Annotated in this window: 10 protein-coding genes, 1 tRNA gene and 2 pseudogenes; 6 read left to right on the forward strand and 7 right to left on the reverse strand. The window is 56.6% G+C overall.

Going from position 1 to position 12,380, the window contains the following annotated elements; genetic code table 11:
* Positions 1 to 140 precede the first annotated feature (140 nt).
* Both G6L28_RS10690 and G6L28_RS10695 read left to right on the forward strand, forming a co-directional pair.
* Positions 141 to 1,130, forward strand: a complete 990-nt coding sequence (locus G6L28_RS10690; protein WP_174063762.1) for a LysR family transcriptional regulator — start codon at positions 141 to 143, stop codon at positions 1,128 to 1,130.
* 55 nt (positions 1,131 to 1,185) lie between these two features.
* On the forward strand, positions 1,186 to 1,635 hold the full coding sequence (locus G6L28_RS10695) for a hypothetical protein (RefSeq protein ID WP_174063763.1): 450 nt from the start codon (positions 1,186 to 1,188) through the stop codon (positions 1,633 to 1,635).
* Here the strand turns inward: G6L28_RS10695 and G6L28_RS10700 are convergent, their stop codons facing one another.
* A complete protein-coding gene (locus G6L28_RS10700) occupies positions 1,636 to 1,866 on the reverse strand; it encodes a hypothetical protein (RefSeq protein ID WP_174063764.1) in 231 nt (76 codons plus the stop codon). It lies immediately after the preceding gene.
* Between the two features lie 9 nt (positions 1,867 to 1,875).
* The gene (locus G6L28_RS10705; RefSeq protein ID WP_174063765.1) at positions 1,876 to 2,199 is read right to left on the reverse strand and encodes a hypothetical protein; all 324 of its coding nucleotides are present in this window, start codon (positions 2,197 to 2,199) and stop codon (positions 1,876 to 1,878) included.
* Between G6L28_RS10705 and G6L28_RS22860 the strand changes: the two are divergent.
* Positions 2,180 to 2,260: pseudogene (locus G6L28_RS22860) on the forward strand (sugar ABC transporter ATP-binding protein); the annotation flags it as partial. The gene G6L28_RS10705 and the pseudogene G6L28_RS22860 sit on opposite strands and share 20 nt — an antisense overlap.
* Positions 2,261 to 2,364: 104 nt before the next feature.
* Here the strand turns inward: G6L28_RS22860 and G6L28_RS10710 are convergent.
* Complete coding sequence (locus G6L28_RS10710; RefSeq protein WP_234902530.1) at positions 2,365 to 2,874, reverse strand: MarR family winged helix-turn-helix transcriptional regulator; 510 nt, start codon at positions 2,872 to 2,874, stop codon at positions 2,365 to 2,367.
* A gap of 469 nt (positions 2,875 to 3,343) precedes the next feature.
* On the opposite strand from G6L28_RS10710, the gene G6L28_RS10715 reads away from it, so the two are divergent.
* Both G6L28_RS10715 and G6L28_RS10720 read left to right on the forward strand, forming a co-directional pair.
* Positions 3,344 to 3,420 (forward strand) — tRNA-Arg (locus G6L28_RS10715).
* A gap of 730 nt (positions 3,421 to 4,150) precedes the next feature.
* Positions 4,151 to 5,179, forward strand: coding sequence for a hypothetical protein (locus G6L28_RS10720; protein WP_174063766.1), 1,029 nt, complete (start codon positions 4,151 to 4,153; stop codon positions 5,177 to 5,179).
* Between the two features lie 390 nt (positions 5,180 to 5,569).
* Here the strand turns inward: G6L28_RS10720 and G6L28_RS10725 are convergent, their stop codons facing one another.
* On the reverse strand, positions 5,570 to 8,077 hold the full coding sequence (locus G6L28_RS10725) for a hypothetical protein (protein WP_174063767.1): 2,508 nt from the start codon (positions 8,075 to 8,077) through the stop codon (positions 5,570 to 5,572).
* Positions 8,078 to 8,188: 111 nt separating this feature from the next.
* Between G6L28_RS10725 and G6L28_RS10730 the strand changes: the two are divergent.
* A pseudogene (locus G6L28_RS10730) lies at positions 8,189 to 8,431 on the forward strand (chromosome partitioning protein ParB); the annotation flags it as partial.
* A 312-nt stretch (positions 8,432 to 8,743) separates the two neighbouring features.
* Here the strand turns inward: G6L28_RS10730 and G6L28_RS22865 are convergent.
* The 3 genes from G6L28_RS22865 to G6L28_RS10740 are packed head-to-tail and all read right to left on the reverse strand — an operon-like array spanning position 8,744 to position 12,063.
* The gene (locus G6L28_RS22865; protein WP_234902531.1) at positions 8,744 to 9,754 is read right to left on the reverse strand and encodes a S8 family serine peptidase; all 1,011 of its coding nucleotides are present in this window, start codon (positions 9,752 to 9,754) and stop codon (positions 8,744 to 8,746) included.
* The gene (locus G6L28_RS22870) at positions 9,687 to 10,865 is read right to left on the reverse strand and encodes a hypothetical protein (protein WP_234902532.1); all 1,179 of its coding nucleotides are present in this window, start codon (positions 10,863 to 10,865) and stop codon (positions 9,687 to 9,689) included. Before G6L28_RS22870 ends, G6L28_RS22865 begins: the two co-directional genes overlap by 68 nt.
* Complete coding sequence (locus G6L28_RS10740; protein ID WP_174063768.1) at positions 10,858 to 12,063, reverse strand: AAA family ATPase; 1,206 nt, start codon at positions 12,061 to 12,063, stop codon at positions 10,858 to 10,860. Before G6L28_RS10740 ends, G6L28_RS22870 begins: the two co-directional genes overlap by 8 nt.
* Positions 12,064 to 12,380 lie beyond the last annotated feature (317 nt).

Consider the following 12,380-nt stretch of genomic DNA (forward strand, 5'->3'; position numbering starts at 1 on the left):
TCCTCCTCGGCACCGTCGCAAACTGTTCTGAATTCATATAACTGTCAAATAGAATAAATGACTTTTTCTATATCAATTTTGGTATATTAAATCGATATAAATCCGTGAGCGCCTTATCACATGTAAAAATTGGAGCGGAAATGGAACGCGATGGAATGGAATTGGCCGACTTTCTGTCGTTAACAGAAGACAACCCTCTGTTGCGTGCCGGGCTCAAAATGACCCATTTGCGCATGCTCGTGATGATTGGAGAACACGGCCAGGTAAGCGCTGCCGCTGCTGCCATGAATATAACCCAGCCCGCCGCCTCTCGCATGCTGTCGGAAATGGAGGCCATCGTTCGCAGTCCGCTCTGTCAGCGCGCATCCCGCGGCGTTGTCCTCACAAAATTTGGGGAAGCGTTAGCAAAACGTGCAAAAAAGATTCTTCTGGAGCTTCGCGAAGCGAGCCGGGAGCTGGCGCAGATGAAATCCGGCAGCGGCGGGTCGGTATTTATCGGCTCGGTTACGGCACCTGCCATAAGCCTCGTCGTTCCAGCGTTGCGCAAGGCAATGGATACCTATCCCGGCATCGAGATCAACGTTCAGGTTGAAACCAGCAATGTGCTGGCACGCGAACTGCTGGCCGCCCGCCATGATTTCGTCATAGGCCGCATCCCCGACGACGTCGATCCTGGTCTCTTCAATGCGCACGAGATCGGCATCGAGCGTGCGTGTCTGTTGGTGGGCAAAGGGCATCCCCTGCTTGATGCTCCGCCTGCCCGTCTGGAAGATCTCTCGAACTACGACTGGGTGTTCCAGCCACCCGGAACCCTGCTTCGCCGAACCATGGAGGATGTCTTCCTGGCGCAGGGCGTGGCGTTGCCGCGCAACATCATAAACACACCGTCCATCGTATTGACGCTCGCCATCGTCAGCCAGACGACTGCTATCGCACCACTGGCTTACGAAATGGCTCAGTTTCTATCCGGCCAGCATTCGCCGATGGGCGACATCCGCATTCTGCCGACGGATTTCGAACTGACGGTCAAACCCTACAGCCTGTTGACGACAAGAGACCGCGTTTTGCCGCCAAGCGCCCAGCTTCTTTACGATCTGGTCCTGGAAGAAAGTCGCAAGCTGGCGCTTTGACATCAGCCAGACGCAAGACCGGCATGGTTTTCTGTAATCTGCGTGGAGATCATCGATGCTGTTCGGACAATCCGTTTTCCAGTCGGTTGTAACGCGCCTTCAGTGCGAGGCGGAGGATATGCCCGAAGAACCGCAAGCGAGTTATAGCATCCGGCCCACCTTTTCCGGCGTCGTGTTCGACACGGCACCGGATGATGCAGAACCCGCTAATGCGGCCCTGGAGACCTATCTGGCGCTTCTGCAAACACCCCCGACTTTCGAGAAATCCGAGCCAGAGCCGGAAATCATGCCGCCTCACCTCACGCGAACATCGCTGTCCGATGTGTCGGATGAACTTGCGATCAACGAGCGTGATACGCTGGAAACCTTAAGCGAGAAGAGGCGTGCCTTCGCGCGCCTCAATCATCCTGACACCATCAGCCCCGCGTTCAGGGCCAATGCCAATCTGCGCATGACGGCGGCAAATCTTCTGATCGATCAAGCCATCCGGCTGATCGGCAGATGATTACTCATCGGCATTCGTCGGTGAAACAGTTTCCTCGGCCTTTTCCGGTGCTGGCTTGAAGGCGATCAGCAGAACATAGGCGGAGTAAACAGCAATACCGCCGACGACTGTTGCCCAGAAGATCTGGCGATTGACGAGCTCAACGACCGTCCAGGCAGAACAGAAGCCGACGATGAGCAGACGCACCCAAAGCGGGCGGTACATCGGGTGGCTGGTATCGATCATAAACATATGGTGTTCCTACTTCCCTCGCGCACCTAACATGCCGGACGAGAGGATGCTTGCCGCAGACGCTGTTATACCGGAAATGACGATATCCTCATCCAGCCGCGATAATGCAAGCCCCATCTGCCCATTGAAAACCAAAGACTGCTCATCTGGCTCGATTGTGATCACGGGCATGGAGCCGTAAAGGCTCAAGACGCGCGAACGCCCGTTTCCAAGTGCCAGCCCCGCCTGTTGGAAAGCGAAGGCTGCCATGCGGTTTCCGATGCGCGCCATGCCTGCGATCTCCTCCACTTCCGCAAGAACGCAGGGTGCTTCCAGAGACGAAGTTCTTGGCATGATCATTCTCGGCAGGGTTCCGCCGGGCGCAACCCCTGGCCCGGGTGCAAGGCAGGTGTAACTGATACAAACAAAAAACGGTGCGTTCGACACGCACCGTTTTTTGATCGTCGATGAAGAGGCGTTTCAGGTTGAACTGAAACGCCAATGTCAGACCGATATAGTTCAGTCCTGAATGCGACGCAGAAGACCAATCAACTGATCGCGTGCGTTTTCCCCACCCAGCCTGTCGACAAGTTTCTCTTCATGATCGCGCCAGATGGCGAGAATCTCATCAAGAACGGTTCGGCCATCTGTCGTCATATCAAGATAGTGTACGCGGCGGTCGGTCTCGGACCTGCGCCGAAGAAGCAAGCTCTTTTCTTCCAGACCATCGATGATGGCCACAAAATTCGCCCGCTGTATTCCAAGAGCTTCAGCGACGTCGCTCTGCTTCAAGCCTTTATTATTTGCAACGAGAATAAGTACGGAGAAATCGGCTGGACGCAGGCCAAATTTCAGCAAACTCTCATTAAAATCGCCTACTACTGATAGTTGCGCCCTGCGAAGACGATAAAGTACAGCTTCGGATAGAATTGAATAATCGATCTCCCCCCTCGAGCTTAGCATACGCTCACTATGCTCGACGAACTTCGTTTTACCCCCGGTTTGCTCAAACGCGAGACTTACAGCCATCTTAGTCTCCTCTGATTCGTCCCCACGAACGATAGTTAATTACATGACAATGTTTATTAGAACAAGGTTTAATAACAATTAAACCAAAGCCCTAATGTTTTGCATAGACAAATAGTTGTAGGTCAAAAATAAAGTCAGCTGCCAATTCGACCGGATCATGTTGATTTTATTACATAAGCATCGCTAAAAATAACATTCGTCAAAAGCAGGATTTAAAAGCGACGAACTGCTTCATAACCAATGCAACACGAGAGCGAGAACGCAAGAATCACAAGGCCCCGAAATTATCATAGAAACCAATCGCCGAACAGCGACACGCAATCCATAGCTGTGATCAACATTGGACACCGCACATCCTCAAAACGAACCGAAGCCAGCGTTTTTCCCAGAGTTTAATTTACACGTTGAAGCAATCGCCAAGCTAGGCTAAGAAACCGCTATCCAAATGCGAGTCACCTCGCACAGGCAAGCACCCGTAGCTCAGCTGGATAGAGTGTTGGATTCCGATTCCAAAGGTCGCAGGTTCGAATCCTGCCGGGTGCGCCAAAAATTGATGATCTTGATCGCCACATAAATGCGGACTGAGTACCACTAAACGCGGACTGTGAACGCATAAGCGCGGATTCAGTGACCTTGAGGTACCTAATTGATAGGCCCTCGACCCGGCACTGAACTTTTTGTGCATAGTTCTGAAACACCCCCAAGGTTGACCTGTCTCGGAAGCTGATCGTGAAGTGAGGACTTCACAGCCCGTGTCGGGATCACACCGTTCCTTTGTAAAGTTAACTTTCTCAATTCAAACTCGACCCTGCTCATCGGACATCCTCGATGCTGATTGAGGGCTGTCGACGACGTTTCTTGAAAGACCCGGCCCTTTTCCAGGATTCGATGCGATTTATGGTTAGCAAATGGTTAATGCGAGAAATCTTGGCTTTGCAGAGGCCTGCAGGTGAAGATTAGCATTTAGATTGCGGGGAAAAAATACTTACGATCACGCATCCACGACAGTATTTTTAGACAAGTCGATACCATCATATAGAACTGCGGTGTCGAGCGAAGGTTAATACTTAGCGACTCCTTCAATCGACCCGTTTGCCCACCGATCATCGGCCAAACCCACCGGAGTAGGTTCGTGACTCCGGATCCGCAGTAAGGATTCAATCCTTCTTCACAGGTCCCTATCCATTCATCCCTGCGCTACGTCGGCGCCTTCGTCATTGCTCGACCTCACTGGAGGAGGTATCGATGATCACGGGTATTTAACAGGATTCTTACGATGGCTTGGAGTGGGATACTGGAGCAGAAAGCGGCGTACTGGAGACGTTCAGCAGAAGGCTACAAGGCGACATCCGAGCAGAACGGATCCCTACCCCGCAGCGACTGGTGGCGCTACGAATACTGCCAAACACCCTACCTTATGCTCGCGAGCGATGAGTACCTCGCTCAGCGATGGCTTGACCAGAATCACAACAATGTACGCCTGACAGCGAAGGGGCAGATTGCACCACGAGAGGACTTTTCGGACGCAAAGGGAATGTTCGGCCCGCTCTTCGCCCACCTGGTTATGGAGTTCGGAACACGGGGTGGCATTCCCACGAACCTCATTTCCAAGAGCAATGAAATGCTCGGCAAGTATTTCGAGCAAGGCGAACCGACTGGCGTGCGCCTGTTCAATGGCTACCCAGAAAACCTGGACGGCGTGATCGTCAAGTTCGGCAGACGGGAGCATATCGAGAAGATGCTGAAAAACGGCGAGGTTCGTGTCACGCCGTCCAACTACTACTCTCAGGCAAGCTTGTCGAAAGCCATGCACGACTTAGAAAGCGAGCGTCAGTTCCACCATCCGGCCTTCGATGCTGTGCGCCTTGGCCGAACACAAGCCAAAACGACGACTGGCTTCTCCGGTCCCATCGAGGATGGCTTCATCAAGGAGACGGTACGATGCCCGGATTACGTCCTATGGTGCGCATGCCGCGACATCGACCGTCGGATGCCGGATGACTTCAACGCTGATGCGGCGCTCATCATCCACAAGCCCGATGTCTTCGCAGCGAGGTTCGGAGCCGGGTTGAAGAAGGTCTGGCCTGGGGTAAAGATCAAGGTCGGCCCCGTGACCTACTACGACCCCTGCTCGTTCGTGCACAGAAAAGAGAAACCAGTTCACCTCAAGCATTTCCAGTTCGCCTATCAGCGGGAGTGGCGTCTCTGTGCCTTCCCAACCGCCAGCCAGATGCCCGTCTCAGCATTCAACATTGAGCTGGGCTCGCTGTCGGACATCGCCGAGATGGTGGCGTTACGTGCGTGACGCTCCCTTAACAGAGTAAATTCAGTCAGCGATCTCGAAGATTTTCCTTTTGAATCAGCCTGCTAGGACGCTCCGGTGAGTAACCGCTTTATTGAAGAACATTTCCTTGACGCAGAAATGAGAGGGCTTCGGGGCTTTAAACGAGTTCCCCACCAAGATACTGTCTGACGCTCGGACTGACAAACGTACGCCTCGCACCGTCGTTACCGGAGCAGCAAGATGGCCATCTCGCTCGTACGCATTGTCGGTCTCTTCCGCTGAAGAAGACGTTCGCGGAAGCTCGCGCGAAATCTGGTTTCCGACCAGCCGACACCGCGAGCGTCGCGGTCGAAGAGCGGCGCAGTAGGGAACGGCTCCTCCGGCATTGCCGATGAGCCGTCCGCCCCAAAGTCAGCGGCTTCGCATTTCAAGTAGAGATGGCAGCAGATGCTTGGAAGCTGTCGGGATGTCCACCTGACGCGCCAGACCGTCGAGACTGGCCAGCGCAAGCCTGATCGTCCTCGGCCATTTCTGCGTCAGTCCGTTGAAAAGCCTGCACAGGGTCGCAATCCTGTCCTCCAGAGGGTAGTTACCGGACCAGGCGAATACGTAGCACGCATTGAGCAGCACAGAAGCGGCGCGATCGAACTCCTCCTTGCCATCGAATCTCGGATTCCGGAAAGGCCATCTGGTCTGATTGGCCTTCGCGGTCCGCATGACCCAGTCGGAAAACCCCGCCTCGTCATCCGCATGCCGATAAATTTTTGCGAGCAGGTCGGCAAATGCGCCATAGGCCTGCCCTCCGACGGAGGCTGTGTTTGTGGATTCCAGCGCGTGGAGGTCTGAACGGAGTTCTGCAAGCTGATCGCCGCCGATCTGAGGAAGATCGACGAACAGGCCGACCATGGGGACGAAAATGGAGGGATCGCTCAGATCCTTCTCGGAACGGATCCTGGCAAGCAGCTCGCTCTGCTCGCGGACTGCAAACGGGCTCTCTGCATCGAGCCAGCCCAGCGCGACGATTGTCGGCACCGGGTCAACCGATGGCCAATAGCCGGATGGGGCCCTCGAGGTGGGCACCAGTACGGTCGGTGATGCCATCCAGTTACTTCCGCTGGCGTGTCCGATCGCGCCCTTGAGACTATCGGGAATCGCGATGTTCCGCCGGACGAGTTCGGCGACGGCCGCTGCAAGGACCCGGTCCGCAGAGAGTTCAGCGGCTGTCCAGACTACCCATCTGTCCCAGGCCATCTCCCGCTCGTCGTCGAGCATTGCCGACGGAGTGTACTTCTGCAGCCACTTCGTCAATCCGGCGAGATTTAGTTCGTCTACCACGAGATTGCGGGTGATGTGGTCGGCATGGATCCACATGAGGCACAGAGCAAGATCCGATGGCAGTCCGGACCATTCGCCGCTGCGCACCGCCTGCCTGAAATCGAGACGGAGGATAGACATGAAGAGTTCCGCCCGGTCATGGGTGAAAGTTCGCGACAGCCATTCCTCGATATCTCCGAGAGAACCGCCAGCAGACACGAATGCGAGCATGCGCGTCACCGTCGACGGCAAGGATTCGTTTTCGACTGGCCATGCCTTAAAATCCTTACCGATGGACTGACCGAACTGCAGGAGCAAATCGTCAGGCAGCGCGATCGGCACGCCGCACAGACGGGAGACGGCTCGTTCGATCCCGAGGCTGGGCTTGAGAACCTTCGCCGAGGCATCAACGAGCTCGGCACCACTACCTCGGAATTTGCCATCGAGGCCGAGGAAGTTCAGGAGCTGTCCCGGATCGGGCAAGGCAAGATCGGTAAGGCGGATGGATCCGCCATTCACGACCCTGTCCCACATGGCGTCGCGGTGCCGCGCGAAATCCTGACCGAGCCGGGCGTTGAAACGTTCCACACGCCGGAAGACATCCTCTTCGCAAGTTATCTCCTGGAGGAACTCGTCGCTCAGCGGGTTGCCGACATTCCCATTCCTCGGCAGCGACATCAGCATTCTCCGCCGGATCCCCTCGTCGGGATCGACTAGCGCCAAGGTTGCCATCTGGAGATCGAAGGTCTGGCCGTTGAACTGGATGGTGGCAGTCGGGAACCCGTCATCGCCCTGTGCGAGCAATAGTTTTCCAGCACCGTCGCGTCCCTCAAGTGTGATTTCCGCCTCGCTCAAGCCTGACGAACGGCACCTCGACATCGCCTCGGAGACGTCCCGGACCCCGACGCTGGTGTCAGGGGCCAGCTCGAGTAGCATGATGTTCTCGCGTCCGAGCGCCTGCGCGATTCCGTTCCGGTCGGTGACCGCCTTCCTCCAGTCGGGTGGAAGGAGGTTCACGAAATTATTCGAGATCACCTTAAAGTGTCGAGCCATGAGTGCGTCGAGGTCAGGGTCATGGTCGTCGTCCGCCTCGGATTGCACTTCCAGCGTCCTCGATATCAGCGAGGCAGTCATGGCGGCGATGTCCTCTTCCGCCACGTCATCGGCGCCCGAAATCGGCCTTATGACCGCGTGCATGGCCCAGTCCACAAACTCCTGCCGAACTTCGACTGGCAGCTTTGCGGAGCCGAGCTCTGCCCGGATCGGCAGAGTAAGAACCTGCATCGCATTCAGGCAGGATATGTGCCTGCGGGCCTCGGGGACGTCGGCCGCCGGAGGTGAAGGGAGGTAGTCGAGCCTGAGGTTGCGCCATACCCATGTTGATCTTGCGGACTTCTCTTCGACGGACGCATCCGACTGCCAGATGAGATCAAGCAGGTCGGTCGCGAGATGACTGAGATCGAGCATGCGCCGGGCCTCGCCGGTGATCATGCCGTCCCGGTCGAGCTGCGGCGTCTGATCGAGATATCGTAGATGAAGCACGTCGCGCGCAAACCACCTCCGGATGTCCGCGATCTGGTCGTTCTCGACGAGCTCGCCGTTCACTATGGAGGCAGCACCTATGATGCCGCCCAGTTCAGCAGCGTCGATCGGAATGAACAGGTACAGGGGGTCAAAATTGGATAAGTAAAAGGGGTGAATGTTCGGTGCTGATTGACACCAACGGTGAGGACCTATCTCGGTCGGGTGACCAAGGCGCACGTTCTCGCTGCCGTGCGCGAGGCCGTCAGCGACGCGGCGGCGGGGCGGATCGCGGGCTTGAAGAAGACGGACATGGCGGACGCTGCCGAGCAGCTTCTGGCTGGCACCGGCTGGTTGCCTTCGGTGCTGCGCAAGACGCAGCCCGAGTGGCTGGACGACCGCCAAGACGACCACGCCTTCCAGATCGCCGCCGAGTGAGGACCGGGCTGGGGTCGCAGCAGCGGTCCCCGCCTCCCTTCCGTCCGTCACTTAAAAAATCGGTCGCGCGGGGATCTACCCCGCGCGACCGATCCGATGCCCTTCGCGGCCATCGGATTCAGGAGGATTGCTCAATGATCGTACTCATGTTGATGGCCGTCGCGCTGGTCGCCGGTCTCTGTGTCCTGGCCTATACGCTCGCTGTCTATGCACTGCCCTTCATGCTTGGGGATTCACGCGAAGACGGGAGGTAAAGCGGGTCAAGTCGGCCCTTCCATTTGCCCTCGTCCTGCTCCTGCTGCAGGACGGCATTCACGTTGACCCGGACGAACTCGGAACCGAACCGGGCATCCAACGGAGGCGTGGAAACGAGAGTGAGCTTTGCCCGCCCTCGGCATTTGCCGCCGGGTCCGACCAGGGACGCCGGCCATGGAAAGCGGAAATTGATCTGCTGGCCATGCTGGATACGTGAGGCGAAGACCAGGGCAATCGAAGATCGCCCGTCTCTAGAATACGTTCGGCAGACGGCGGCATTCCGAAGCCGACAAGATGCCGTGCCACCGGCGCCAGCATTTTCGGATGCAAGGGTTCTGGAATTTCTGCGTGGTGGACGAGCAAACCAATGAGGGTTTCACGAGAGATCTCGCCCTCGATGGCATGGTCGAGGACTGCTGCTGTCTTGGCGACTAAAGGCGAGGCGTAGCTCGTGCCGCAACCGTCAATCACTGTTCCATCTGGAAGTATGGAAAAAAGACCATGGCCCAGTGTCGCGTGCTGCGTACCCGCTCCGCCGATATGGGCAAGGTCGGGTTTTCCCCCGGATCGAAGTCCAGGTCCCCGGCGGCGAAAACGGGCTGGGGCGAACGGCAAGCAACCACTGTGCCCTGGTGGATTCAGCGCGGCAACGGCAACATTTCTTGCGCTCTCCGCTGGCGTTAAAAGCCCGTCGTTTCGCGCACGGGCGAGATTGGAAAGGGCTGTTGCCGAGTCGGCTGGCCACTCCGGGCGAAGGTCTTGCGGCTGGATGTTACCGGCAGATATGAAAACAACCGCATTGTTCTCTTCTGCAATCTGGTCGAGTCGAACCGCATGTGGGCTGTAGCGATCGGGTGCAGCGGGTTGAAGGATGTTCAGACTCATATTGAAGACACGCACGCCATGCCGTGCCCGCGCATCCGCGACTGCCGCGTCCATCTCATCAAAGAATTGCGGGAGGCCACCCGAATAGTATGATGCGAAGGCCCCAGCCTTCTGCTCATTTGGGAAGACGGCCACGTCCACCAGTTCTGTTCCGTCGGGCTCGGGGCAAGTCTCCGCAACCATTGATACCGGCTCCAGCGACTGCAAGCCCGCCAATGAACGTGCCATGGGATAAATCCATGTCTTCGTCAGCTAGTACGTCCCATCGATCGATAACCCAGTCAGCCAACGCCGGGCTTATGCCGCCATCGATGATGCCCATTCTTGGATGAGTTCTGCGACTATCGCGAACGGGCATTACCGCTTGAGCTGGGCGAATGCGGGCCGGCGTTACCGGGCGAGCAGAACGGACCACGATGCCGGGCAACTCGATTCGTCGGACTAAGGGATGCTTGTCGAGGAACGCGAGCAAGCGGCTGTGGTGCTGAACATTCGGGTCGAATGGCGCAAGCTCACGGCGTTCCTTCGATGACACGCTCGTCAGCCGCAGGACGGCACCGTCTCCGGCTCGGTCCAGGCGAACGGAAAGCATCGGAAGACGCCGTCTCCAATTCGGCAGACGCTCCACTGACATACTTTGCTCAAGTGCGTTGAAGCCGGCAACGAAGGACTCGACCAGACTTCTATGCGCGGGGTCGAGGCGATCCCATTCGGCGCGCGGCGGCAGAACGTCGAACAACTCGACTTGATACGCGCTTCCCGTCATTGGATTGGCGAGCCATGCAACAGCTTCTTCGACCGAAAAATTGCGCTTGTCGGAAGCGCCATAGAGTTCGATTCGGTCGATTGCACCCGTCTCGCTCTTTTGTGCCGAGGGGTTTGGCACTTCTTTCCTCTTTTTCTCGTCGTAACGCATTCTGGTTTGGGTTTCGGCTTTGGCAATTTCCGCTTTCACCATAGCCAAAGCCGACGGGCGGCCTTCCACAATCATCACGCCAAGATCTCCACCCCCGACCACGGGCATCCGATCACTGCGAAACAGCGCTCCCACAGGTCGATGGCTCTTCGCCCAGGCATCGCGTTTGAGAATGACCTTCACGTAGCCGATCGGTCCTTGTGCTTGCGCGGAAAGGACCCCGGAAATGGTGTCGATCTGATCGATCAGTGCTGCCTTGTGAGCCGCGAATTCCTGATCGCGATGTGCGAAAAAGTCCTTGCGGCCCCCACCGCCGCCCGCCTCTCGGGCTTCCTCATAATTGGCTGGATTGAGGACGATCTGGATCGGACTAGCCATTATCTACACCCCCGTCGACTTTACTGGCCTGTCGGCCAAGCTGACGACTTACGGTCGATTTATCCCGCCCTGCAATTTCGCCGATGTCGGCCATTGAAAACGCAAGAATGGGGTCGTCGCGCATAGCTCGGAACAGGGTCGCAGGATCGTCGAACAGTAGCGTCCGGCGCTCGCTCTGGATGCGGGCCGCATTAAGCGTCGCAAATTGGCGAAGCGTGTCCAGCAATCCCCGTCGATCATCCTCGCGGACCGTGGTGGCTTTCTTGTATGTTCGCACTAGCGCCTCGATCTCCGCTCCTGTCGAACCTTCGGTGAACCAGGCAATGAGACGTAGATGGCTGTCGGGGGCCGTTACGGGCGGCATGAACATGGCGGCAATCGCCTTTCGCACGTCAAAATCCGGCCTGGGGATCTCAAGCTGGACCTCGAAACGGCGCCAAACTGCCGGATCAAGCAGCTTGGGGTGATTGGTGATGCCAATCGTCAATCCTATGTTTTGCCTCACATCGAGATTTTGGAGAAGGGCGTTCACAACCCTCTTGATCTCGCCGACCTCTTGGGGATCGTCGCGGACTTTTGCGATTGCGTCGAATTCATCAAGTAGGAGGACACAACGATAGCGATTGGCAAATGCGAAGAGATTACCAATATTGCGTGCCGTCGTTCCAAGAAAAGAGGAAACGAGGCCATCTAGTTTCACAAGAACGACAGGAAGATCCAATCTGCGAGCAATCCAGAGAGCTAGACGTGTTTTCCCTGTGCCGGGCGCACCGTAGATCAAACAAGTCTTGGAAGGCATGATATCGACGGCCGCGAGCGCCTCGAAGTCGGTCCATTCCTCGACAATCGTCCCAACCGCCTGCGTGACAGTCGAATTAAATAGCGGTGCCGCTCCCTCGACTTCAGAAGGAAAGATGATCTCCGCCAAGGCGGCGGCCGTCTCACGATCGACGGGAACGGGCGTATTGCGACCCAGCGTCTCGCCCGACAGGTTCGCTCTGGAGCGTTCGATACGGCTCGGGGCTATCTCCTTTAGACGCTCAGCTGTGGCAAGTATTCCCGCAAGCGACGACGCCTGCTTTTCCTCGCCATCCTTGGCGAGCGCATCCTTTAGGCGCTCGACCTGCTTGCGCAGGGCGGGCGTTGGCTCGCTCATCGCCGCCCGACATAGGGCCTGAATAATTGAAAAGTGCTCCATGCGTCCCGCTCACGATCTTATGCATAAATAATGCCTTATGATGCGTGTACCCCGGCATAAGATGCATGTCAAAGGATTTTGTTGCATTCTTATAGGATTTTGATGCATTCTTGTCGCGGCTCGTTGCGCTATATCTGGAAAAGTAGACGCGCCTTTGCGAGCGTCCGCTGGATGCCCCGGGATTTGATGACAGTTTGAGACGGAACGACTAGCCAGATTGAAGAGAAAGTAATTTAGAAGTCGATTCATACGTGGAGGATTAGAATGACGAAGGTCTCGACGACTACTTCTTATGTTGACCTGGACGGCGACTACGG

Source organism: Agrobacterium larrymoorei (assembly GCF_013322225.1).
In the GTDB taxonomy this organism is placed as follows: domain Bacteria; phylum Pseudomonadota; class Alphaproteobacteria; order Rhizobiales; family Rhizobiaceae; genus Agrobacterium; species Agrobacterium larrymoorei_A.